This window comes from Mycobacterium lacus, from assembly GCF_010731535.1.
Lineage (GTDB): Bacteria > Actinomycetota > Actinomycetes > Mycobacteriales > Mycobacteriaceae > Mycobacterium > Mycobacterium lacus.
The window spans coordinates 1,007,738-1,031,483 of the sequence record NZ_AP022581.1 but is presented as its reverse complement, the minus strand read 5'-3'; the positions used below and the strand labels follow the sequence as shown (position 1 = coordinate 1,031,483).

The following is a 23,746-nucleotide window of genomic DNA, read 5'->3' as shown; positions in this document are numbered from 1 at the left end:
GTTGTGTTGGTAAGTTTTCGGCCGGTTAGTGCCAGTTCCCTGCACCCATTACTGAGCTTCCAGGTCTGGCCTATCGATCCCGTGTTCTGCGGGGGGCCTTATCCCACCAAGTGGGTGAGAAGCCTGATCTTGGAGAAGGTTTCCCGCTTAGATGCTTTCAGCGGTTATCCTGTCCGAACGTGGCTATCCAGCGGTGCCCCTGGTGAGACAACTGGTGGACCAGAGGTTCGTCCGTCCCGGTCCTCTCGTACTAGGGACAGGTTTCCTCAAGCTTCTGACGCGCGCGGCGGATAGAGACCGAACTGTCTCACGACGTTCTAAACCCAGCTCGCGTGCCGCTTTAATGGGCGAACAGCCCAACCCTTGGGACCTGCTCCAGCCCCAGGATGCGACGAGCCGACATCGAGGTGCCAAACCATCCCGTCGATATGGACTCTTGGGGAAGATCAGCCTGTTATCCCCGGGGTACCTTTTATCCGTTGAGCGACACCCCTTCCACTCGGGGGTGCCGGATCACTAATCCCGACTTTCGTCCCTGCTTGACGTGTAGGTCTCGCAGTCAAGCTCCCTTGTGCATTTACACTCGCCACCTGATTGCCGTCCAGGTTGAGGGAACCTTTGGGCGCCTCCGTTACATTTTAGGAGGCAACCGCCCCAGTTAAACTACCCGCCAGGCACTGTCCGTGAACCCGATCCAGGGTTCGACGTTAGGTGTCCAATACGATCAGAGTGGTATTTCAACAACGACTCCACCCCAACTGGCGTTGAGGTTTCACAGTCTCCCACCTATCCTACACAAACCGTACCGAACACCAATACCAAGTTGTAGTGAAGGTCCCGGGGTCTTTTCGTCCTGCCGCGCGTAACGAGCATCTTTACTCGTAGTGCAATTTCGCCGAGTCTATGGTTGAGACAGTTGAGAAGTCGTTACGCCATTCGTGCAGGTCGGAACTTACCCGACAAGGAATTTCGCTACCTTAGGATGGTTATAGTTACCACCGCCGTTTACTGGGGCTTAAATTCTCCGCTTCACCCTTACGAGTTAACGGGTCCTCTTAACCTTCCAGCACCGGGCAGGCGTCAGTCCGTATACATCGTCTTGCGACTTCGCACGGACCTGTGTTTTTAGTAAACAGTCGCTTCTCACTGGTTTCTGCGACCGGATCCCGCTCGCACCGCAAGGGTGTTCACGATATTCCGGTCCCCCTTCTCCCGAAGTTACGGGGGCATTTTGCCGAGTTCCTTAACCATAGTTATCTCGTACGCCTCGGTATTCTCTACCTGACCACCTGTGTCGGTTTGGGGTACGGGCCGTGTGTGTGCTCGCTAGAGGCTTTTCTTGGCAGCAGAGGATCACCGAATTCGCCTCAACCGGCTATGCATCACCTCTCAGGATATGTGAGCGACGGATTTGCCTATCGCTCTCCCTACAGGCTTGCCCCAGTATTACCACTGACTGGTACGGCTGCCTTCCTGCGTCACCCCTTCGCTTGACTACTACCAGCGAAGTTCCCACGCAGCCCCAGACCTCCACGCCCCCGAAGGGGCATGATCGATCCGGTTTTGGGTGGTTAGTACCGCTGATTCGTCAGGGACGCCCACACACGGGTACGGGAATATCAACCCGTTGTCCATCGACTACGCCTGTCGGCCTCGCCTTAGGTCCCGACTCACCCTGGGCGGACTGGCCTGGCCCAGGAACCCTTGGTCTTTCGGCGGGCAAGGTTCTCACTTGCCTTGTCGCTACTCATGCCTGCATTCTCACTCCCCCACCCTCCACCGCCGGTCACCCGACGGCTTCCCTGAATGGGGGACGCTCCCCTACCCACACCCACCTAAAGGTGGATGTGCCGCGGCTTCGGCGGTGTGCTTGAGCCCCGCTACATTATCGGCGCACAATCACTTGACCAGTGAGCTATTACGCACTCTTTCAAGGGTGGCTGCTTCTAAGCCAACCTCCTGGTTGTCTTTGCGACTGCACATCCTTTCCCACTTAGCACACGCTTTGGGGCCTTAGCCGGCGATCTGGGCTGTTTCCCTTTCGACGCACGGAGCTTATCCCCCGCCGTCTCACTGCCACGCTCTACACCACGGCATTCGGAGTTTGGCTGACGTCAGTAACCTAGTAGGGCCCATCGGCCATCCAGTAGCTCTACCTCCGCGGTGAACCACGCAACGCTGCACCTAAATGCATTTCGGGGAGAACCAGCTATCACGGAGTTTGATTGGCCTTTCACCCCTACCCACAGCTCATCCCCTCAGTCTTCAACCTAAGTGGGTTCGGGCCTCCACGCGGTCTTACCCGCGCTTCACCCTGGCCATGGGTAGATCACTCCGCTTCGGGTCCAGAACATGCCACTACACCCCTTACGGGGATACGCCCTATTCAGACTCGCTTTCGCTGCGGCTACCCCACACGGGTTAACCTCGCGACATGTCCCTGACTCGCAGGCTCATTCTTCAAAAGGCACGCCATCACCCCACCCACCCAAAAAGAGGGGGAGGCTCTGACGGATTGTAGGCACACGGTTTCAGGTACTCTTTCACTCCCCTCCCGGGGTACTTTTCACCATTCCCTCACGGTACTAATCCGCTATCGGTCATCGAGAAGTATTTAGGCTTACCGGGTGGTCCCGGCAGATTCACAGCAGATTCCACGGGCCCGCTGCTACTCGGGAATTGATACTAGGCAGGTGCCGGGTTTTCGCGTACCGGGCTCTCACCGTCTACGGCAGACCATCCCAGGCCACTTCCGCTAACCACGACACTTTCTGACTGCCCCTCAGCCGGGTAGAGCTGAGACGTATCACTCCCACAACCCCGCACACACAACCCCTACCCGGTTACCCATGCGTGCGGTTTAGCCATCCTCCGCGTTCGCTCGCCACTACTTACGGAATCACAATTGTTTTCTTCTCCTACGGGTACTGAGATGTTTCACTTCCCCGCGTTCCCTCCCGCACCCTATATATTCAGATACGGGTAACACGACATCACTCGTGCTGGGTTTCCCCATTCGGAAATCCTCGGATCCACGCTCGGTTGACAGCTCCCCGAGGCATATCGCAGCCTCCCACGTCCTTCATCGGCTCTCGATGCCAAGGCATCCACCATGCGCCCTTAGTCACTTACAAACACAACAAAAACCAAAGAATAAAAATTGCACAAAAGAACACGCCACCGCTACGAGCGGCGCATCCATTTGATGCTCGCAACCACTATCCAATACTCAAACACCACACCCCACCACCAAGATGGTGGGACAACACCGGCGAAACAAACGCAAGTGTTGCCTCAGGACCCAACAGTGTGTCCGGCGTTTCTTTTGCTGCTGCGCACCCGGCCCTCGCCCACTACAGACGAGAACCCCTCACGGCTTACACCCCACCAGTTGGGGTGTTTTTCGTGGTGCTCCTTAGAAAGGAGGTGATCCAGCCGCACCTTCCGGTACGGCTACCTTGTTACGACTTCGTCCCAATCGCCGATCCCACCTTCGACAGCTCCCTCCCAAAGGGTTAGGCCACTGGCTTCGGGTGTTACCGACTTTCATGACGTGACGGGCGGTGTGTACAAGGCCCGGGAACGTATTCACCGCAGCGTTGCTGATCTGCGATTACTAGCGACTCCGACTTCACGGGGTCGAGTTGCAGACCCCGATCCGAACTGAGACCGGCTTTAAAAGGATTCGCTTAACCTCGCGGCATCGCAGCCCTTTGTACCGGCCATTGTAGCATGTGTGAAGCCCTGGACATAAGGGGCATGATGACTTGACGTCATCCCCACCTTCCTCCGAGTTGACCCCGGCAGTCTCTCACGAGTCCCCGGCATTACCCGCTGGCAACATGAGACAAGGGTTGCGCTCGTTGCGGGACTTAACCCAACATCTCACGACACGAGCTGACGACAGCCATGCACCACCTGCACACAGGCCACAAGGGAACGCCTATCTCTAGACGCGTCCTGTGCATGTCAAACCCAGGTAAGGTTCTTCGCGTTGCATCGAATTAATCCACATGCTCCGCCGCTTGTGCGGGCCCCCGTCAATTCCTTTGAGTTTTAGCCTTGCGGCCGTACTCCCCAGGCGGGGTACTTAATGCGTTAGCTACGGCACGGATCCCAAGGAAGGAAACCCACACCTAGTACCCACCGTTTACGGCGTGGACTACCAGGGTATCTAATCCTGTTCGCTCCCCACGCTTTCGCTCCTCAGCGTCAGTTACTGCCCAGAGACCCGCCTTCGCCACCGGTGTTCCTCCTGATATCTGCGCATTCCACCGCTACACCAGGAATTCCAGTCTCCCCTGCAGTACTCCAGTCTGCCCGTATCGCCCGCACGCTCACAGTTAAGCCGTGAGATTTCACGAACAACGCGACAAACCACCTACGAGCTCTTTACGCCCAGTAATTCCGGACAACGCTCGCACCCTACGTATTACCGCGGCTGCTGGCACGTAGTTGGCCGGTGCTTCTTCTCCATCTACCGTCAATCCGAGAAAACCCGGACCTTCGTCGATGGTGAAAGAGGTTTACAACCCGAAGGCCGTCATCCCCCACGCGGCGTCGCTGCATCAGGCTTGCGCCCATTGTGCAATATTCCCCACTGCTGCCTCCCGTAGGAGTCTGGGCCGTATCTCAGTCCCAGTGTGGCCGGACACCCTCTCAGGCCGGCTACCCGTCGTCGCCTTGGTAGGCCGTCACCCCACCAACAAGCTGATAGGCCGCGGGCTCATCCCACACCGCAAAAGCTTTCCACCACAAGACATGAATCTCATGGTCCTATCCGGTATTAGACCCAGTTTCCCAGGCTTATCCCGAAGTGCAGGGCAGATCACCCACGTGTTACTCACCCGTTCGCCACTCGAGTATCTCCGAAGAGACCTTTCCGTTCGACTTGCATGTGTTAAGCACGCCGCCAGCGTTCGTCCTGAGCCAGGATCAAACTCTCCAAACAAAACCTAGCACTCCCTTAAATAAGGAAGCCAAAGGCGATCAGAAATATCCTGACAAAACAAACGGCCATACCCCCGACACGGGGCATCAAGAGCATGGCCTAAAAACAACAACAAAAATATGAATCACCAAACACACTATTGAGTTCTCAAACAACACGCTCGCTTGTTTCTGCCCGCTTCGGGGCAACCCTGCCAGCTTAATACAAATCGGGCAGTGGAGTCAAGGGCCGGTACCATGCCGACTCAAAGGCCGATTAAAGGACCGGTTTCACTCGTCCTATGCGGCGACCGCTCTACGAGCATACCCTCTCGATCTCGGCTCCGAGACTCACCAGGTTCTCCACGAACAACGGGTATCCGCGATCGATGTGGAAGACGTCGTGGACTTCCGTATCGCCGTCGGCAACCAGCCCTGCCAGCACCAAGCCGGCCCCGGCCCGGATGTCCGAACACCACACCGGCGCGCTCGAGAGCTGCGGCAGGCCCCGCACGACGGCGTGGTGCCCATCGGTGCGGGCATCGGCGCCGAGCCGGATCATCTCTTCGACGAACCGGAACCGCGCCTCGAACACGTTCTCGGTGATCATCGACGTGCCGTCGGCAATCGACGCCAAGGCGATAGCCATTGGCTGCAGATCGGTCGGAAACCCGGGGAACGGCAGTGTCGCGACGTTGACGGCCTTGGGCCGCTCGTACTGGGCCACCCGGAAGCTGTCGTCGGTCTGGGTGACGGTGGCACCCGCATCGTGCAACTTGTGCAGTACCACCTGGAGGTGCGCCGGATCGGCGCCGGTCACCGTTATGTCGCCACGGCTCATGGCAGCGGCAATACCCCACGTGGCGGCGACGATTCGGTCCCCGATCACCCGGTGTTCGGTCGGATACAGCCGTGGGACACCGGTGATCGTCATAGTCGGCGAACCCGCGCCTTCGACCTGTGCACCCATCTGGTTCAGCATCGTGCACAAATCGACGACGTCAGGCTCGCGCGCCGCGTTGTGAATCGTGGTGACACCCTCAGCCACAACGGCGGCCATCAAGATGTTCTCAGTAGCTCCCACCGACGGGAACTCCAACTGAATCTCCGCACCGCGCAATGTTTCTGCGTTGGCCACCACGCATCCGTGCTCGATATTGCATTGCGCACCCAGTTGCCGCAGGCCCGCCTGATGCATGTCCAGCGGACGGGATCCGATAGCGTCGCCACCCGGCAGCGCGACCCTGGCCCGCTTGCACCGGCCGACCAGTGGTCCCAGCACGCAGACGGAGGCCCGGAACTGCCGCACCGCAGCGAAGTCCGCATCGTACTTCGGCTCGTCCGGTGAGGTGATTCGAGCTACGTCGCCATCAAGTTCGACGGTGGCGCCCAGGCCACGCAACACCTCTGCCATCAACGGCACATCGAGGATGTCGGGACAGTTGGTAATCGTGCTGGTGCCTTCGGCCAGCAGTGTCGCCGCCATGAGCTTGAGCACACTGTTCTTGGCACCCCCAACAGCGACTTCGCCTGACAACCGGTTGCCCCCGGTTACGACGAAACGCTCAGCCACCCGCGTTAGTGTAGTGAAGGCCTATCCGCTTGTCAGTCGGCCAACGTGGTCCGCCCGGTACGGTTTGTTCATGGCGATACACCTGACCCGCATCTATACTCGAACCGGCGACGACGGGACGACCGGGTTGAGCGATTTCTCACGGGTCCCGAAAACCGACCCCCGCCTCGCGGCCTACGCGGACTGCGACGAGGCCAATTCGGCGATCGGCGTGGCAATCGCACTGGGTGAGCCCGACCAGCGCATCAGAAGCATACTGCGGCAAATCCAGAACGACCTTTTCGACGCGGGTGCCGATCTGTCGACCCCAATCGTGGCAAATCCCAAACATCCTCCGCTGCGAATCACCCAGGCCTACATCGACCGGCTCGAGGGGTGGTGCGACACCTATAACGAATCCTTGCCTGCCCTCAACTCCTTTGTGCTGCCTGGTGGTTCGTCGTTGTCGGCGCTACTGCACGTGGCCCGCACCGTGGTACGCCGCGCCGAGCGGTCGGCCTGGGCCGCGGTCGACACGCATCCCGAAGGCGTCAGCGTGCTCCCGGCGAAATATCTAAACCGGCTGTCGGATCTGCTGTTCATCCTGTCGCGCGTGGCCAACGCGGGCGATGACGTGCTGTGGCGGCCAGGCGGCGATAGCACGGCGAGCTAGGCGCATCTCCCGCGTGCGGAGAACGCGAAAGCCCCTGAAAACTGCCGCTTTTGGGGCTTTCATGTTCCCCCGCAAGCGTGTGGGGCCCCCTCTGGGGGAGTGCCACCAGCTCGCCAGTGTGCGCGTCAGACACTGCGGCGGCGGGCGCGCGGTGAGGGACGGGACTCCAACCAGGACAGGAACGCGGTCAACGCGCTGTGATCGAGGGCGAGTTCGTAACCCTGCCTACGGTCTTGGGTGGCGTCACGCAGTTCCAGGACGACGATCTCGTCGGTCATGATGTCGAATTCGTCACCGCGAGGCCCCCGCCGGGCGACGATCTCCACACCGCGTCTGCTGAGCCGACGATCCGGCCATAGGCGCAGGCTGGACAGCCTATAAAACGCGGCTTCACCACCGCGATAACGGATAACACCGTGCCGCCAGCCATGCCCCCCGATCGCGGGGATATCCCGCATGATCCCTGCGGTTCCGCCCTGGCGCAGCTTCCACAACCGATAGCTCAGGGCGAGGACCGCGGCCCCCAGGACAACGACGAGCGCGACCATGCCGATCATGGGCGCGCTCATCGGCCGTTAGTCGATCGCGCCGATGGCGCGCAATCTAGCGCGGCCTCTGGCGGCAATCTTCGGATCGTCAGATTCTGAATCCTGTTTGGCGACGCCCTCGTCGATCTCCGACTCGAACTCGGCGGACTCGGCGAGAATGCTGACCCCTTCCTCGGTCACCGACAAAAAGCCACCGTCCACCGCAATCCGCAGATCGGCTTGGCCTTCCCGCTCCACCCGCACCATGGCGTCGTCGACCAATTGCGCTACCAACGGGATATGGCGGGGCAAAATACCGATCTCACCAACGGTGGTCCGGGTGAAGAGGAAGGTTCCCCGGCCCGACCATATCTTTCGGTCGACGGCGACGATCTCAACGTTCAATTCAGCCATGCCGCACCACCTTTCAGTGCCCCTTTCAAGCCGGATATCCCTGGGTCACAGCTTGGCGCCGAGGCTCTCGGCTTTCTTGGCCAAGTCGTCGAGGCCACCGATCAAGAAGAAGGCCTGTTCGGGTACGTGGTCGAACTCGCCCTTCGACAGCTTGTCGAAGGCCTCGATGGTCTCTTTCACCGGGACCGTGGATCCCGGCTGTCCGGTGAACTGCTCGGCGGCCATCATGTTTTGCGATAGGAACCGCTCGATCCGCCGCGCCCTTCCGACCAACTGCTTGTCCTCTTCCGACAGCTCGTCGATACCGAGGATCGCAATGATGTCCTGAAGGTCCTTGTACCGCTGCAGGATACGGATGACTTCCTGCGCCACACGGTAGTGCTCGTCACCGACCACACCGGGGTCGAGGATGGTCGAGCTCGACGCCAGCGGATCCACGGCGGGGAAAATGCCCTTGGAGAACACCGTACGGGACAGCTCAGTCGTGGCGTCCAGATGCGCGAACGTCGTCGCCGGCGCCGGGTCGGTGTAGTCGTCGGCCGGCACATAGACCGCTTGCATCGACGTAATCGACCGGCCACGCGTCGAGGTGATGCGCTCTTGCAATTCACCCATCTCGTCGGCCAGGGTGGGCTGGTAACCCACGGCCGACGGCATACGGCCGAGCAGCGTCGACACCTCCGACCCGGCCTGGGTGAACCGGAAGATGTTGTCGATGAACAGCAGCACATCCTGCCCCTGCTCATCGCGGAACCATTCGGCCATCGTCAGCGCGGACAACGCCACTCGCATACGAGTGCCAGGCGGCTCGTCCATTTGACCGAACACCAGCGCCGTGTCCTTGAGCACGTTGGCTTCGGCAAGCTCGACCCACAGGTCGTTGCCCTCGCGGGTACGTTCCCCCACGCCAGCGAACACCGAAGTGCCACCGAAGTTTCGGGCGATGCGGTTGATCATCTCCTGGATCAACACGGTCTTGCCCACCCCGGCACCACCGAACAGTGCGATCTTGCCGCCACGCACATACGGAGTCAACAGATCGACGACCTTGAGGCCGGTCTCGAGCATTTCGGTCCGAGGCTCCAGCTCCTCGAACGTCGGTGGCTTGCGGTGAATCGACCAGTGCTCGAACTCGTGTCCGTACCCGGGCTTGTCCAGACAGTCTCCCAGCGCATTGAAGACGTGGCCCTTGACGCCTTCACCGACCGGCACCGAAATCGAATTGCCGGTGTCGATGACCTCGACGCCACGAACCAGGCCGTCGGTGGGCTGCAGCGAGATGGTGCGCACCAAGTTGTCACCGAGATGCTGCGCCACCTCCAACGTGAGGGTCTTGGCGAGCGACTCGAACGTAATCTCGGCGTGCAACGCGTTGAACAGCTCCGGGACAGAACCACGCGGGAACTCCACGTCGACCACGGGCCCAGTGACCCGCACGACGCGGCCGCTGGTGTCGGAGCCTGTGGACTCGGCGGTCTTATCGGCAGTAGCAGTCATACTCTTCTTCGCTTCCTCGTGGGGGCTTCCTAGCGGGCGTCGGCGAGCGCATTTGCGCCACCGACGATTTCGCTGATCTCCTGGGTGATCTGGGCCTGCCGCTCGCGGTTGGCCATCAGCGTCAGGGCCTTGATGAGGTCGTCCGCGTTGTCAGTGGCCGACTTCATCGCGCGTTGGCGCGACGCCAACTCCGATGCGGCGGATTCCAGCAGCGCCGCGTAGACCCTGGTCGTCAGGTATCGCGGCAGCAACGATTCGAAGAGCGTCGTCGCATCCGGCTCGAACGAGTACAGGGTGCGCGGCCCACTCGGCTCCTCGACGTATTCCACGACCATCGGAGCCATGCGGCGGGCTTCCGTCGATTGCGACAGCATCGACTTGAACTCGGTGAAGACGATGTGCAGCTCGTCAACGCCCTGGTCGGCATTCGCCTGCTGCCCCTCGCCGCCCTCGCCGCTGCCCAGCATGAACGCATTGACCAGGGTCGAGGCGATCGCGGCGGCGTCATCGTACTTGGGCTGCTCGGAGAAGCCGGCCCAGGACTCGGTGATATCCCAATTCCGGAAAGTGTAGTAATTCAGCGCTTTACGGCCCACCACATACAGAACCGGTGTCTTACCTTCCCCGCGCAGCAAGGAAAAAAGTTCCTCGGAGCGGCGGAAGATGTTGGCGTTGTAGGCGCCACAAAGGCCACGGTCGGAGGACACCACCAACACACCGGCCCGCTTTGGTTCGGGACGCTCCACCAACAACGGATGGTCCAAAGCGGCCTCGCTGGCCAGAGTCGTAAGCATCCGGGTGATCTCGACGGCATAGGGTCGTGCGGACCCTAGCCGCGCCTGCGCCCTGGCGATACGGGAGGTCGCGATCAACTCCTGGGCTTTGGTGATCTTCTTGATCGAACCGGCCGACCGGATCCGGCCACGCAGTTCACGAAGGGTGGCAGCCATTGTGTGCTATTTCTTCTTCTTCTCCGGCGCGGGCTTGTGGACTTCCACGGCTTCCTTGCCCAGCTTTTCCTCGTCGAGGGCCTCGACGTGTTCGTCGGGCACCACCGAGGCGCCGCCACTGGCTGCGAAGCCCTTCTTGAAGTGCTTGATGATCTCGGTGAGCGAGTCGGCGGTTTCGTCGGTGAGTTTCTGGCTACCGCGGATCTCCGCCAGGATTTTCTCCTCGGATGCCCGGATGTGGTCCAGCAGTTCGGTTTCGAACCGTCTGACGTCCTCGACGGGCACCGAGTCCAGGTGACCACCGGTGCCCAGGAAGATCGAGACCACTTGCTCCTCGACGGGCATCGGCTGGTATTGCGGCTGCTTGAGCAGCTCCACCAACCGCGCGCCACGTTCCAACTGCGCTTTCGACGTGGCGTCCAAGTCGGAGGCAAAGGCGGCGAAGGCTTCGAGCTCGCGGTACTGCGACAGATCCAGGCGCAAGGAGCCGGCCACCTCCTTCATGGCCTTGATCTGCGCCGCGCCGCCGACCCGGGACACTGAGACACCGACGTTGATGGCCGGCCGCACACCCTGGTTGAACAGGTCGGTCTCCAGGAAGCACTGTCCGTCGGTAATCGAGATGACGTTGGTCGGGATGTAGGCCGAGATGTCGTTTGCCTTGGTCTCGATGATTGGCAGACCGGTCAGTGAGCCGCCACCGAGTTCGTCGGACAGTTTGGCGCAACGCTCCAAGAGCCGCGAGTGCAGATAGAACACGTCGCCGGGGTAGGCCTCGCGGCCGGGCGGACGGCGCAGCAGCAGCGAGATCGCACGGTAGGCCTCGGCCTGCTTGGTCAGGTCGTCGAAAACGATCAGCACGTGCTTGCCGTCGTACATCCAGTGCTGGGCGATCGCCGAACCGGTATACGGCGCAAGCCATTTGAAACCGGCGGAATCCGAGGCCGGGGCCGCGACGATGGTGGTGTAGTCCATGGCGCCGCCCTCTTCCAGCGCGCGGCGAACGGCTGCGATCGTGGTCCCCTTCTGCCCGATGGCCACGTACACGCAGCGCACCTGCAACTTGGGATCATTACTCTCCCAGTTCTGCCGCTGGTTAAGGATGGTGTCAACGCAAACGGCGGTCTTGCCGGTCTTGCGGTCGCCGATGATCAGCTGACGCTGGCCGCGGCCGATCGGGGTCATCGCGTCGATGGCCTTGATCCCGGTCTGCAACGGCTCCTTCACACCTTGGCGCTGCACCACCGACGGCGCCTGGAGCTCCAAGGCGCGGCGCGTGTCGGACTCGATGTCCCCGCGCCCGTCGATCGGCTGGCCGAGCGGATTGACCACGCGCCCGAGGAACCCGTCGCCAACGGGAACCGACAGGACTTCTCCGGTCCGCTTGACCTGCTGGCCCTCTTCGATGTTCTCGAAGTCACCGAGAATCACCGCGCCGACGCTGTGCTCGTCGAGGTTGAGGGCGACGCCGAGGACTCCGCCCGGGAACTCGAGCAACTCCTGGGTCATCACCGACGGCAAGCCCTCGACGTGCGCGATGCCGTCCCCGGCATCGACGACCGTACCGACCTCCTCGCGGGAGGTTTCGGCGGTGAACGAGCTTACGTATTCCTCGATCGCGCTTTGAATGTCATCAGCGGAGATTGTCAACTCGGCCATGGCTTTTCGTCTTCCTCTTGATTATCCGTCTTTGGCGTGGTTTGTGCTGACTCGTTCGTGTTTCACTCGGGCAGTTGCGCCTTGGCAGCGGCCAAACGAGACGAGAGGGAGCCGTCGATCACCTCGTCGCCCACCGCAATTGAGAGCCCACCCAGCAACCCGGCGTCAATATTCATCTGCAGCGTCACCGGATGACAGTAAATGCGACTCAGCACGTCGCCGAGACGGGCGCGCTGGGCATCGCTGAGCTCGGCGGCCGCGCTCACTTGCGCGACGATTTCGCCGCGGCGAGCCACCGCTACCTCGGCCAACAACAGCACCGCCTCCTCGGCCGGATGACCTCGCAACAGCTCGACGGTCTGCGACAGCAGCGCAACCGTAATCGGGTTGACACCACCGCTGGCGCTCTCGAGCACGTTGCGCAACAACCGGATACGGCCTTCGGTCGGAACCGCGTAGTCGCCCAGCAGGATGGCAAGCCGCGGCTGGGCATCGAGGATGCGAGAGAATCGGAACAACTGGTCTTCCACCTCGTCGACCTGCCCCTCGCGTTCGGCGCGCTCCAGCAAGGCCTGTCGCGCGAGGTGCTCGATGGCATCGACCAGATCGGAGTTGGTCGACCAGCGCTCCGAGACCGCTGCCCGCAGCACGTCGAGGGCCGGGGCGCCGACCTTGCCCGAGACTAGCCGCTCGAGCAGCCGGACCCTGGGCGCCGCGTCTTCGGCGGGCACGGTCAGATACCGAGTCACCACGATTTCGCGATCCAGCAGTTTGGCCACCGAGACCAGTTCGTCGGCGAGCGTGGAAAGCCCTTGATTATCGAGATCCCGTGTTATCCGGCCAAACCGCTCCACCAGGTCGACCAGGGCCCGCCGACTGGCTGAGCGCATCTTCGCCAACACGGGATACTGAACGTCTGCCGCGGACGGCGCCATGGCATCGAGCTCGTCCAGGAAGCGGTCGACCGTGGCCGACTGCTGAGCCGGGTCGGCTACGTAGGTGCGCACCAATTCCTCTGCCTGGCGCACGGATTCGTGGCCGAGCTCCAACCGAAGTTGACGAGCGAGCTGAGCACGCAGCAGCTCGACCTGTCGTGCACCCTGTATCTTGATGCGTTCCGCCTCGACCTCCGCCTGGGCTTGTAACTGTTCCGCGATGCGTTCGGCGTCTACCTTGGCCTCTTCGACGACCCGCTTCGCCTCCGCCCTGGCGGCCTCCACGGCCTTGCTGTGGGCCTGGGTCGACTCAGCCAGCCGCTCGGCGGCTTCGGCCGATTCCGTCAACTGCTGGCGCACAGCATCTTGCCGAGCGGCCATCAGCCGACGCACGGGTGGCACCACATAACGCCACACCAGATACACGATGGCCGCGAACCCGATCAGCTGTCCGATGAAAGTCGACATGGATAGTTACCTCGTCGCGGCCGAGGCGGTGACGTCAACGCCGAGGATTCGGCTGGCCAGGGTTGCCGACATGCTCGCCACGTTGGCGCGCAAATCCAGTTCCACCGCGTCGCGCTCCCGCTTCAATTGGTCGTTGGCGCCTAGCACCGTCGACGCCACCTGCTGCTCGGCGCTGAGTCGGGCGTCTTCGATCACCTTGCGCCCCTCTGCCCGGGCATTGTCGCGCAACGACGACGCCTGGACACGGGCTTCCGTCATGGCTTCCTCGTAGTCGGCCTGGGCGGCAGCGAACTGCTCGGCCGACTTCTTGTTGTCCGCGTGCGTCTTGGCGACCATGGCATCGCGTTCACGCAATACCCGCAGAATCGGCGGCACGACGAAAGTGCCGATCACACCGAGCACGACCAGGAAGATCGCCAGTACGAAGAAAAAGGTGCCGTTAGGAATGAGGAAGTTACTGGTCTTTCCTTCCTCGGCGGCTTGGCTTGCGGCCAGAACCAAAGAGCTCACGTCACCCATTGCAACCCATCACACCCGAATTACTTGACGGGGGTTGCGAAGACGAACAACGCCATGAACGCCAGGTTGATGAAGTAGGCCGCCTCAACCAAACCGACGGTGATGAAGAACGGGGTGAACAAGCGCCCCTGGGCCTCGGGCTGCCGGGCGATACCGGAAACCAGCGCGTTACCCGCGACACCGTCACCGATACCGGCGCCGATCGCGCCGCCAGCCATGATCAGTCCACCGCCGATGAGGGCACCGGCAGCGATAGTGGGGTCCATTCTTTCCTCCTTATCTGGTGGCTATCTGGTAGCGGTCTACCAGGCTCTAGTCGTAGTGCGCGGGCCGGGCCATTTCCCTGGGCGCCTTAGTCATGGTGTTCCTCGACTTCCATGGCCTGGCTGAAATACAAGATGGTCAGAATCGAAAAGATGAACGCCTGGATGGCGCCAACGAACAGATCGAACGATTTCCAGATCGCGTTGGGCGCCCACATGATGTACGGCGGAAAGAGTGCGATCAGGGCCACCAGGATGCCGCCGGCGAAAATGTTGCCGAAAAGTCGGAGCGACAACGAGATCGGCTTGGCGATTTCTTCGACCAGGTTGATCGGCGCCAGGAACGCCACGTGACCTTTGAGCACCGCGAGCGGGTGACCCACGATGCCGCGGCGCCAGATCCCCGCCACGTGGTAGCAGACGAACACGAAAAGCGCCAGCGCCAACACGTAATTGATGTCCGCCGCCGCCGACGAGAGCAGCTCGGTGGTGTGCCCATCTGGCTCGGTGTATTGCAGAGGAAGCACCGCCAGCCAATTGGAGATCAGGATGAACACGAAGATGGTGACCGCCAACGGCAGCACGAACGGAGCGATCCGCATCCCGATGGCGCTCTCGATCTGACCGCGCATCTGTATGGTGATCGCCTCCCAGAACAACTGAACGCCACCGGGCACGTCCGTCGACGTGATCTTGGCACGCAAAAAGAAAGCCAGCGCGATCACGATCACCGCGGCGATCGCGGTCGACAGCACGGTGTCGGTGTTGACGGTCATACCGAGCCAGCTGGCCGTGTGGTGCTCGCCAACCTCGATTTGGGCGGCCAGGATCGTCTCAGTCATCGCTGGTGGTCCTCCCTTGCGTGCCTTCCGATCCCGCGGGCTGACTGGCCTGGGAGGAAGATGCCGGCTCCCCGCTGCGCAGCTTCTGCCAGACCGGCAGAGCCGTCGTGGCCACCAAGAGCACCTGGAAGAGCGCCAGGCCGAATACCACCCCCAGCCCGGATGGGCGGAAAACGTAAGCGATGAACAACCCAAGGATGGTGATGATCGCCAGACGTGACGCCGAGTTGAGCGCCATCGCGCTTTTCAGCGGATGCTCTTTGGCGGTGATCGACTCGACTGATCGCCGAACCAGGAGCGCGTTGAGCAAACCAAGCAGCAGCCCGATGCCAAAGAACGCCCCGAGCATCAGGTGACCGATCAATCCGGCCCCGAGCGTTGCCACCGCGGTCAGCACAACGCTGATGACGAACAGGCGAACCGGGCGGAAAGCAACAGAGGGAAACACCAACGGCGCGTCCTGCGCTGGTGTCGTCACTGCAGCACCTCAATCCCGGGTAGATGGGGCGTGGCCCGCCGAGCGTATCGCAACGGTTGCGCCGCAATCACCCAAGGGGTAGCTCCCTATGTCGGTCGTGAACCGGCGCGACCAGGTATGCGTCCCGTGCGCCGGGTGGCCGGCAACCCGCGAGGTTTCATTTCGGGCTTCTAGCTGCACCGTACCATATGACGGACACGACTACTACTCGTCGTCGTAGAGGTCGTCACGCCGGCGCAGGAGTGGGATCACCGTCGCCACGCTCGCGACCACAATCGCGCCCAGCATTACCGCCGCGGTATGGCGCGGGTTGAAGAAGATCGTGCTCGCGGCGCCAAACGCCACGATGCCCACCCATAGGTAGATCAGCAGCACCACGCGCCGATGCGAATGACCAATCTGCAGCAGCCGGTGGTGCAGGTGCATCTTGTCGGGGCTGAAGGCGCTACGGCCCGCGCGGGTACGACGCACGATCGCCAGCAGCAGATCGAGCATCGGCACGAACATGACCGCCACCACCAGCAAGAACGGTGACAGCAGAACAAACACGTCGCGGGCGCCGTAGGCGTTTTGCGAAATGGGACCGGCCGCGGTCGTGGAGGCGGCGGCCAGCATCAAACCGATCAGCATCGACCCGGAATCGCCCATGAAGATCTTGGCCCGGTGAAAGTTGTGCGGCAGGAAGCCCAGACACGCTCCTGCTAGCACCACCGAGATCACGGCCGGCGGATAGAACAGCACGTCGCCACCATGGTCGCGAAGCAGCCCAACGGAGAACATGCAGATCGCCAGCGCCGTGATGAGGCCCAGCCCGGCGGCCAGTCCGTCGAGGCCGTCGACGAAGTTCATCGCGTTGACGATCGACACGGTCAGCGCCAGGGTGAGCAGGATAGAAGAGGCCTGATCCAACACGATGGTGCCGACCCCACCGATCGGGATGTACAGGACGCTCCAGGCGACACCCATGGTGACCAGCACGCTGGCCGCGGTGATCTGACCGGCGAACTTCGTCAGCGCATCCAGCCCCCAACGGTCGTCGATCAGACCGATGCCCATGATCACCGCCCCCGCCACCAATACCGCGGGCATGCCGGTGGAATAGACGAAGCCGCGGGTGAGGGCCGGAAGCTGCGAGGCGAGAAACACCGCGGCGACAACCCCGAGAAACATCGCCAGCCCGCCCATCCGCGGGGTTGGTGTCACGTGCACATCCCGTTCCCGCGGATAGGCGACCGCCCCCAATCGGTTGGCCAGCACGCGCACCGGCCCGGTCGCGAAGTAGGTGACGATCGCCGCGGTCAGCCCGACGAGCGCGAGTTCGCGCAGCGGGACACCGGCGCTGCGATAAGACAGGGCGAGCAAACCACCGGCAAGGCTGGTCACGTCGCTAGCCACCTCGAGACCGTACTGCACCAACCTGAGACGCCGACACGCGCGCTCGCTACCCGCGCCGAACGTGCACGCACGACGAAAAATGAGCGCCTGAATTTTCGCCGTGAGTGCACGTTGGGCGGTCCATAAGGGTTGGGTTGCTACGGGTAGGCGGTCAAGCTCGCCGGGTCCAGCCCGAGCACCTCCGCGATTCGCTCGTTGCCCACCGGTCCCGGTCGCAGGATGCGCGGCGTGGCACCGGTCAGGTCGACGATCGTCGAGGCGGCCTGCTGTGCGGACCGACCCGCGTCGAGATAGACCTCGACGAGATCGCCGAGTTGGCGGCGCGCCTCGTCGGCGTCGACCGCAGGCGATTGACCGGAGACGTTGGCGCTAGATACCGCCATCGGCCCCACCTCACGCAGCACCTCAATGGCCACCGGGTGCAACGGCATTCGCAGCATCACGGTGCCACGGGCGTCGCCCAGATCCCACTGCAGCGACGGCGCCTGCAGCACCACCAGGCTCAGCGCGCCCGGCCAGAACGCGCGGATCAGTTCGCGCGCCCCGTCGGGCATCGCGTAGACGAGACCCTCGATGGTGTGCCAGGAGCCGACCAGCACACCCACCGGCATGTCACGCCCACGCCCCTTTGCCGCCAGCAGAGCGGCCACCGCCGCGCTGTCGAAGGCGTCGGCGCCGATGCCGTAGACGGTGTCCGTCGGCATGACAACCAGGCGGCCAGCCTTGACTGCCCCTACCGCCGACGCGATACCGCGCGCGCGCTGACCGGGGTCGGCGCAGTCGAACACCTCAGTCACGAGCGCCGCTCCTGCGAGCCGCCACGAACCTTGGCCGGCCCGCGAGATCCTGCCGGGCCGCGATATCGTCGAAAAGTCCTGTGCTGCTGAGTAATTCGACAGTCAGCGAAGATGTCGTCTCGTCATGTTCGATGGCGCATACACCGCCGGGCCGCAGCCAGCGCCCGGCGAGGCCTGCAACCGCGGCGATGATCGTCATCCCGTCCGGCCCACCGAACACCGCATGGAGCGGATCATGTTGAGCCACCTCAGGTTCCAGAACAGCATGATCGGGGACGTAGGGAGGGTTGGACACGACGAGGTCGACCCGTCCGTCGAGGTCGGGAAGCAGCCCCGGCTCAGTGACATCGGCTCGTAGGAGTTCTACATTGCTGCCCTCGGCATTGCGGCGCGCGTAGTCAAGGGCCGCGTCGGAATCGTCGATAGCCAGCACTCTGGCCGCGGGCCGCAGATGGGCGAGCGCGACCGCCAACGCGCCAGAACCGGTACATGCGTCGACGATCAGGGGCCGGGCCGGAAGTCGCTGCGCGGCGGCCCAGTCCAGGATGGCCTCGGTCTCCGGGCGCGGTATGAACACGCCCGGGCCTACCTGCAGCGCTATCGGCCCAAACGACACCGTCCCGATGAGATGCTGCAACGGCACCCGCTGGGACCGTGCGGCGACGACTTCGCGGTAACGCTCGAAGAACTCGTCATCGGGTGGCTCGAGCAAGGACAGCCGGCCGCGGTCGGTGCCGGCTAGGTGAGCGGCCAACTGCTCGGCATCGCAGCGCGCCGAGTCGATCCCCGCTTCGGCGAGCCGCGCCGCAGCGGAGTCGATCGCACGCCACAACTCGGACCGCATTGCCCGCCTGCTTAGCGGTCCTTCGGAACCGCACCGTCGCCGGAAGGTGGTCATGTGTGTTGCAGCCGGGATTGCTTGTCGGCGACGATCAGCGCATCGAAGAGCGCGTCCAGGTCACCGTCGAGAACCTGGTCGAGATTGTGTGCCTTGAAACCGATTCGGTGGTCGGTGATCCGGTTCTCCGGGAAGTTGTAGGTGCGGATGCGTTCGCTGCGGTCAACCGTGCGGATCTGGCTGGCCCGATCCGCCGACGCGTCGGCCAGCGCCTGTTCCTCGGCCATCGCCTGCAGGCGCGCGGCCAGCACCTGCAACGCACGGGTCTTGTTCTGCAGCTGCGAACGTTCGTTTTGGCAGGTGACGACTATCCCGGTGGGAAGGTGGGTGATCCGCACCGCGGAGTCGGTGGTATTGACGCCCTGGCCGCCCTTCCCCGACGACCGGTAAACGTCGATGCGCAGGTCCGACTCGTCGATCTGTACCTCGCCGACTTCTTCAGGCTCCGGATAGACCAGCACGCCGGCGGCCGAAGTATGCACGCGACCTTGGGATTCCGTTACCGGGACACGTTGCACCCGGTGTACCCCGCCCTCGAACTTCATTCGCGACCACACCCCGTCGGCGGTGTCGCCCTTGCTGGCAATGGCTAGCGTCGCATCCTTGTAGCCGCCCAGATCCGAGGTGGTTTCGTCGAGGACCGTCACCGTCCAGCCGTGCCGCTCCGCGTAACGAATGTACATCCTGGCCAGGTCGGCGGCGAACAGCGCCGATTCTTCGCCCCCTTCTCCGGATTTCACTTCGAGCACGATGTCGTCGGCGTCGTGGGGGTCGCGCGGGGCCAGCATGTCGGTGAGTTGGGTGTCCAATTCGGCCACCCGCGACTCCAATTCGGCGACCTCGTCGGCGAACGACTCGTCGTCGGCGGCCAGCTCGCGCGCCGTCTCCAGGTCGTCCCGTGCGGACACCAGCTTGCGGTGGGTGGCGACGATCGGGGCCAACCGCGCGAACCGGCGTCCGGCCTTGCGCGCCTCTTCGGGCTTGCTGTGCAATTCGGGATCTGCCAGGGCGCGCTCGAGCTCGGCATGTTCGGCCAACAGCACGTCGATCGTCTGCACCGGCTGCGTCATGTCACCTCCTATCGCGAACTTCTTGCACAAACACGAACCGACGCCCGGCCTGTGCAGTTCGAGCACAGTTCGGGCGTCGGTAAACCAGCTATTTGTCGGCCGCGGCCGCTTCAGCCTTGTTGCGCTTGCCGTACCGCCTTTCGAAGCGGGCCACCCGGCCGCCGCTGTCGAGGATCTTCTGCTTGCCCGTGTAGAACGGGTGGCACTGCGAGCAGACCTCGACCACGATGCGACCTCCCGGCTTGGTGCTGCGCGTCTGGAAGGTATTTCCGCATCCGCAGACCACGGTGGTCTCCTCGTAGGCGGGATGAATATCAGATTTCATGCTGTCCTCTTCGATCGTTGGCCGCCCGATTTGGCGTACCGAGAACCGAGCTGGTTCCGCGTGGTCGAACATCGATTATGCCAGGTCAACCACTACCCGCCCAAACAACGGGATCGGCCGCGGCGTCCGGGGTCCTCCACCGCCGCATAGACATTGCCGCGTCCGCGGCGCGTCCAGAGCACACCGCCCTCGGGCGCGGCGCCGAGAGCGCTCAGCTGCCGCTTGAGGATCTTGTTGGTCGCCGTGGTCGGCAGCCGATCGATGAGCCAGACATATCGGGGCCACGCCTTGGGCGACAAGTCGGGCTGACCGGCCAGAAACTCGCCGAATTCCTGCGGCGTCAGATCGGCATTGTCGCGCAACACGATGGCCGCCATCACCTGGTCGCCCACGTGTTCGTCGGGTACCGCATACACCGCAACCTGGCTGATGGGCGTCAAGCGCTGCAGGATCCGTTCGATGGGAGCCGTCGTCATGTTCTCCCCGTCGACGCGCAGCCACTCGCCGCTGCGTCCGGCGAAGTAGATCCAACCGTCGACGTCGCGGTAGGCCAGGTCGCCCGACCAATACATGCCGTGCCGAAGCCGCGCATCGGTGGCGTCCGGGTCGTTGTAGTAACCGGCAAACAAACCCGCGCCGCTGGTGTTGACCAACTCCCCGACCGCTTCGTCGGCGTTGGTCGGGACCCCCCGATTGACCCCGTCGCCGAAGGTGGCCGGTGGACACTCGACGAGCGTGTCCGGGTTGTAGACGCTGACGCCCGGGAAACCGCGCCCGAGCGATCCCGGTGGGCAGCCGTCCTCGCGGGTGATGATGATCGCGCCCTCCGTGGAGCCGAAGCCGTCCCATACCGTGCAGTCGAAACGACGGCTGAATTCGGCGATATCGCGATCGCTCGCCTCGTTGCCGAACGCGACCCGCAGTGGGTTGTCGTGGTCATCGGGTCGCTCAGGCGTGGCCAGCACGTAGGCAAGCGGTTTGCCGACGTAGTTCATGAAAGTGGCCCCATACCGCCGCAAATCAGCGAGCAGCCGCGACGCGGAGAACGTCGCAGGGACCATCGCCGCGCCGGAGCCCACCGCCACGCTCCAGCCGGCCAGCAGCGCGTTGGAATGAAACAGCGGCATGGATAGATAGCACACGTCGCAGGCTTGGACTTCGAACCGCGCTATCAGCGTCGTGCCGGCAAACAGCACCGTCAGATGGGTCACCTGGACCGCCTTCGGTTCGCCGCTGGTTCCCGAGGTGAAGATCATCATGAACGTGTCGGTGGGTGCGACCTCGCGATACGGGGTCAGCGGTCCGGCGCCCGCCAGCAAGGCTGACCAGGATTCGCTCGACACGTCGAACACCTGCACGCCGGGCAGGTCGAGACCCGCCAGCAGCTCTCGATGCGCGGGATCGGTGAGCAGGATCTGGCAGTGGGCACGCAAAATGTCGCGGCGCAGCGCTTGACCGCGGCGGGTGTCGTTGATCCCGCACAGCACATAGCCGCCGAGTGCCGCCGACGCCATGGCGGTGAGCATCTCGGGGGTGTTGCCCAGCAATGCGCCGACGTGCGGCGGGCGGTCCGGATCGGCGACGCGAATCAGGGCGGCGGCGGCGGTGGCGGCATCGGCCAGGTGCTCCCGCCAGGTCCAGACCCGCTCGCCGTACTTCACTGCCGGCGTGTCCAGGTCCAAGCGCTCACGCAGCAGTTGCTGCAGCGTCTCGGCCACGGCTCACAAGGCTAGTGCGCTAATCGTTATCCATGGACCCCGGTGTCGTCTTGGACACCTGCACCAGGAACTCGTAATTGTTCTTCGTCTTGCGCAGCTGCGACATCAGCAGGTCGATCGCCTGGTGGGAATCCAGACCCGACAGCACGCGGCGCAGCTTGTGCACGATGGCGAACTCGTCGGGCGACAGCAGCAGCTCGTCCTTGCGGGTGCCGGACGGGTTGACGTCGACCGCGGGGAAGACCCGGCGCTCGGCGATCTTGCGGTCCAGCTTGAGCTCGGCGTTACCGGTGCCCTTGAACTCCTCGAAGATGACCGTGTCTCCGGTGGAGCCGGTCTCGACCATCGCGGTAGCGATGATAGTCAGCGAGCCGCCCTCCTCGATGTTGCGCGCGGCCCCGAGGAAGCGCTTGGGCGGGTACAGCGCCGTGGAGTCGACGCCGCCGGACAGGATGCGGCCCGATGCCGGTGACGCGTTGTTGTAGGCGCGACCCAGCCGGGTGATCGAGTCGAGCAGCACCACGACGTCCTTGCCCTGCTCGACGAGCCGCTTGGCGCGCTCGATCGCCAGCTCGGCCACCGAGGTGTGGTCCGACGGCGGCCGGTCGAACGTCGAGGCGATCACCTCGCCCTTGACCGAGCGCTGCATGTCGGTGACCTCCTCGGGGCGCTCATCGACGAGGACGACCATCAGGTGGCATTCCGGGTTGTTCTTGGTGATCGCGTTGGCGATGTCCTGCAAGATCGTCGTCTTACCCGCCTTGGGCGGCGACACGATCAGGGCACGCTGGCCCTTACCAATCGGCATGATGAGGTCGATGACCCGCGTGGTCAGCCGCTCGGTAGCGGTTTCCAGACGCAGCCGCTGGTTCGGGTACAGCGGCGTCAGTTTGCCGAATTCGGGCCGCTTCTTGGCGTCTTCAACCGGGCCGCCATTGACGCTGTCCAGGCGGACCAGCGGGTTGAACTTCTGCCGTTGGTTGGGCTGTTCACCGTCTCGGGGCACCCGAACCGCGCCGGTCACCGCGTCACCGCGGCGAAGGCCGTTCTTGCGCACCATGTTCATCGACACGTACACGTCGTGCGGACCCGCCAGGTAACCGGAGGTGCGGACGAACGCGTAATTGTCGAGGACGTCAAGGATTCCGGCTACCGGCTGGACGACGTCGTCCTCGCGCAGTTCGGTCTCGACGCCATCGCCGGACCGTTCACCGCGGCGCCTGCGGTCGCGGAACCGGCGTCCCCGCCGCCCCTGACGCCCTTCGCCGTCCTCGTCGCCGCGTGGCTGCTGGCCGCCCGGCCCTTGCTGGTCACCAGCCTGTTCGCCACCCGTGTCGGGGCCGCCCTCCTCGGTCTTGGTGGCCTGTTGGCCTGGCTGGGTGCTGTCAGCCACGTCGGTGCGCTCGCCGGTGGCAGATCCCGCCTCGCGCGAGGCGACGCGTCGTTCCCGGCGTGGCACCTCGGCCGATGAATCGGTCTGTTCCCCTCGGGCACCCGGTGCTTTTTCGGCAGCCGGTGCTTGGGCACTCGCCGGTGGGTCCGAGCCGTCGGCAGCTGCTGTGCCGTTGGCCTGTCCCCTGATTTCCCGAATCGCGGCGATCAGTTCGTTCTTGCGCATGCCCGACGTCCCCTTGACGCCAGCTCGATTGGCTAGCGCACGCAGTTCGGGCAGCACCATGGTGGCCAGCGCGCCATCCGACGCGTTGATCTTCGCCTTGGGCGTGTCTGTAATCACGGGATTCGACTGCGTATCGCTGTCGTTGCTTTCATTAGCCGTGATGAGGTCCGTATCAGTCACGGATTTCCTTTCTTTCCCCCGCTGATGACGTCACACGAG

At 63.1% G+C, this 23,746-nt stretch carries 19 protein-coding genes and 2 rRNA genes; 1 reads left to right on the top strand and 20 read right to left on the bottom strand.

What is annotated here, in order from left to right:
- Positions 1 to 5: 5 nt before the first annotated feature.
- The 3 genes from G6N24_RS04830 to murA form a co-directional block, all read right to left on the bottom strand.
- Positions 6 to 3,134, bottom strand: a 23S ribosomal RNA gene (locus tag G6N24_RS04830).
- A gap of 285 nt (positions 3,135 to 3,419) precedes the next feature.
- A 16S ribosomal RNA gene (locus tag G6N24_RS04825) occupies positions 3,420 to 4,951 on the bottom strand.
- The 16S and 23S rRNA genes sit together here, the layout of an rRNA operon.
- Positions 4,952 to 5,245: 294 nt before the next feature.
- Entirely contained in the window at positions 5,246 to 6,502 is a 1,257-nt protein-coding gene (gene murA, locus G6N24_RS04820; protein ID WP_085158655.1) for a UDP-N-acetylglucosamine 1-carboxyvinyltransferase, read from the bottom strand.
- Positions 6,503 to 6,572: 70 nt separating this feature from the next.
- On the opposite strand from murA, the gene G6N24_RS04815 reads away from it, so the two are divergent.
- Complete coding sequence (locus tag G6N24_RS04815) at positions 6,573 to 7,154, top strand: cob(I)yrinic acid a,c-diamide adenosyltransferase (RefSeq protein ID WP_085158657.1); 582 nt, start codon at positions 6,573 to 6,575, stop codon at positions 7,152 to 7,154.
- Between the two features lie 125 nt (positions 7,155 to 7,279).
- On the opposite strand, the gene G6N24_RS04810 is transcribed toward G6N24_RS04815, so the two are convergent.
- The 17 genes from G6N24_RS04810 to rho form a co-directional block, all read right to left on the bottom strand.
- Entirely contained in the window at positions 7,280 to 7,723 is a 444-nt protein-coding gene (locus tag G6N24_RS04810) for a DUF2550 domain-containing protein (RefSeq protein ID WP_085158659.1), read from the bottom strand.
- 6 nt (positions 7,724 to 7,729) lie between these two features.
- The gene (locus G6N24_RS04805) at positions 7,730 to 8,095 is read right to left on the bottom strand and encodes a F0F1 ATP synthase subunit epsilon (protein WP_085158661.1); all 366 of its coding nucleotides are present in this window, start codon (positions 8,093 to 8,095) and stop codon (positions 7,730 to 7,732) included.
- A 45-nt stretch (positions 8,096 to 8,140) separates the two neighbouring features.
- A complete protein-coding gene (gene atpD / locus G6N24_RS04800; protein WP_085158663.1) occupies positions 8,141 to 9,592 on the bottom strand; it encodes a F0F1 ATP synthase subunit beta in 1,452 nt (483 codons plus the stop codon).
- A 29-nt stretch (positions 9,593 to 9,621) separates the two neighbouring features.
- A complete protein-coding gene (locus tag G6N24_RS04795; protein WP_085158665.1) occupies positions 9,622 to 10,542 on the bottom strand; it encodes a F0F1 ATP synthase subunit gamma in 921 nt (306 codons plus the stop codon).
- Between the two features lie 6 nt (positions 10,543 to 10,548).
- A complete protein-coding gene (atpA, locus tag G6N24_RS04790; RefSeq protein ID WP_085158667.1) occupies positions 10,549 to 12,201 on the bottom strand; it encodes a F0F1 ATP synthase subunit alpha in 1,653 nt (550 codons plus the stop codon).
- 62 nt (positions 12,202 to 12,263) lie between these two features.
- The gene (locus G6N24_RS04785) at positions 12,264 to 13,604 is read right to left on the bottom strand and encodes a F0F1 ATP synthase subunit B/delta (protein WP_085158669.1); all 1,341 of its coding nucleotides are present in this window, start codon (positions 13,602 to 13,604) and stop codon (positions 12,264 to 12,266) included.
- 6 nt (positions 13,605 to 13,610) lie between these two features.
- Positions 13,611 to 14,123 (bottom strand): F0F1 ATP synthase subunit B, encoded by a 513-nt coding sequence (locus G6N24_RS04780; RefSeq protein ID WP_085158671.1) that lies wholly within the window; start codon positions 14,121 to 14,123, stop codon positions 13,611 to 13,613.
- 20 nt (positions 14,124 to 14,143) lie between these two features.
- On the bottom strand, positions 14,144 to 14,389 hold the full coding sequence (locus G6N24_RS04775) for a F0F1 ATP synthase subunit C (protein WP_085158673.1): 246 nt from the start codon (positions 14,387 to 14,389) through the stop codon (positions 14,144 to 14,146).
- Positions 14,390 to 14,475: 86 nt separating this feature from the next.
- Positions 14,476 to 15,228 carry a F0F1 ATP synthase subunit A gene (gene atpB / locus G6N24_RS04770; protein ID WP_085158675.1) on the bottom strand — a complete coding sequence of 251 codons (753 nt, stop codon included), beginning with the start codon at positions 15,226 to 15,228 and terminating at the stop codon, positions 14,476 to 14,478.
- Entirely contained in the window at positions 15,221 to 15,706 is a 486-nt protein-coding gene (locus G6N24_RS04765; RefSeq protein ID WP_085158678.1) for an ATP synthase subunit I, read from the bottom strand. Before G6N24_RS04765 ends, atpB begins: the two co-directional genes overlap by 8 nt.
- Before the next feature lie 204 nt (positions 15,707 to 15,910).
- Positions 15,911 to 17,119 (bottom strand): UDP-N-acetylglucosamine--decaprenyl-phosphate N-acetylglucosaminephosphotransferase, encoded by a 1,209-nt coding sequence (gene rfe / locus G6N24_RS04760; protein ID WP_139822278.1) that lies wholly within the window; start codon positions 17,117 to 17,119, stop codon positions 15,911 to 15,913.
- 119 nt (positions 17,120 to 17,238) lie between these two features.
- Complete coding sequence (locus tag G6N24_RS04755) at positions 17,239 to 17,898, bottom strand: L-threonylcarbamoyladenylate synthase (protein ID WP_085158680.1); 660 nt, start codon at positions 17,896 to 17,898, stop codon at positions 17,239 to 17,241.
- Entirely contained in the window at positions 17,891 to 18,742 is an 852-nt protein-coding gene (prmC, locus tag G6N24_RS04750; protein ID WP_085158682.1) for a peptide chain release factor N(5)-glutamine methyltransferase, read from the bottom strand. Before prmC ends, G6N24_RS04755 begins: the two co-directional genes overlap by 8 nt.
- Before the next feature lie 50 nt (positions 18,743 to 18,792).
- Entirely contained in the window at positions 18,793 to 19,866 is a 1,074-nt protein-coding gene (prfA, locus tag G6N24_RS04745) for a peptide chain release factor 1 (protein ID WP_085158715.1), read from the bottom strand.
- Positions 19,867 to 19,954: 88 nt separating this feature from the next.
- Positions 19,955 to 20,191: a 50S ribosomal protein L31 gene (gene rpmE, locus G6N24_RS04740; RefSeq protein WP_085158717.1), complete on the bottom strand. Its 237-nt coding sequence runs from the start codon at positions 20,189 to 20,191 to the stop codon at positions 19,955 to 19,957.
- A 92-nt stretch (positions 20,192 to 20,283) separates the two neighbouring features.
- Positions 20,284 to 21,909 carry a fatty-acid--CoA ligase FadD1 gene (gene fadD1, locus G6N24_RS04735; RefSeq protein WP_085158684.1) on the bottom strand — a complete coding sequence of 542 codons (1,626 nt, stop codon included), beginning with the start codon at positions 21,907 to 21,909 and terminating at the stop codon, positions 20,284 to 20,286.
- A 19-nt stretch (positions 21,910 to 21,928) separates the two neighbouring features.
- Entirely contained in the window at positions 21,929 to 23,707 is a 1,779-nt protein-coding gene (rho, locus tag G6N24_RS04730) for a transcription termination factor Rho (RefSeq protein WP_085158686.1), read from the bottom strand.
- Positions 23,708 to 23,746 lie beyond the last annotated feature (39 nt).

Bases quoted from the DNA above. Each gene is read 5' to 3' on its own strand.
- G6N24_RS04815 (WP_085158657.1), top strand. From the start codon at position 6,573: ATGGCGATACACCTGACCCGCATCTATACTCGAACCGGCGACGACGGG.
- G6N24_RS04810 (WP_085158659.1), bottom strand. From the start codon at position 7,723: ATGAGCGCGCCCATGATCGGCATGGTCGCGCTCGTCGTTGTCCTGGGG.
- G6N24_RS04805 (WP_085158661.1), bottom strand. From the start codon at position 8,095: ATGGCTGAATTGAACGTTGAGATCGTCGCCGTCGACCGAAAGATATGG.
- atpD (WP_085158663.1), bottom strand. From the start codon at position 9,592: ATGACTGCTACTGCCGATAAGACCGCCGAGTCCACAGGCTCCGACACC.
- G6N24_RS04795 (WP_085158665.1), bottom strand. From the start codon at position 10,542: ATGGCTGCCACCCTTCGTGAACTGCGTGGCCGGATCCGGTCGGCCGGT.
- atpA (WP_085158667.1), bottom strand. From the start codon at position 12,201: ATGGCCGAGTTGACAATCTCCGCTGATGACATTCAAAGCGCGATCGAG.
- G6N24_RS04785 (WP_085158669.1), bottom strand. From the start codon at position 13,604: ATGTCGACTTTCATCGGACAGCTGATCGGGTTCGCGGCCATCGTGTAT.
- G6N24_RS04780 (WP_085158671.1), bottom strand. From the start codon at position 14,123: ATGGGTGACGTGAGCTCTTTGGTTCTGGCCGCAAGCCAAGCCGCCGAG.
- G6N24_RS04775 (WP_085158673.1), bottom strand. From the start codon at position 14,389: ATGGACCCCACTATCGCTGCCGGTGCCCTCATCGGCGGTGGACTGATC.
- atpB (WP_085158675.1), bottom strand. From the start codon at position 15,228: ATGACTGAGACGATCCTGGCCGCCCAAATCGAGGTTGGCGAGCACCAC.
- prmC (WP_085158682.1), bottom strand. From the start codon at position 18,742: ATGCGGTCCGAGTTGTGGCGTGCGATCGACTCCGCTGCGGCGCGGCTC.
- prfA (WP_085158715.1), bottom strand. From the start codon at position 19,866: ATGACGCAGCCGGTGCAGACGATCGACGTGCTGTTGGCCGAACATGCC.
- rpmE (WP_085158717.1), bottom strand. From the start codon at position 20,191: ATGAAATCTGATATTCATCCCGCCTACGAGGAGACCACCGTGGTCTGC.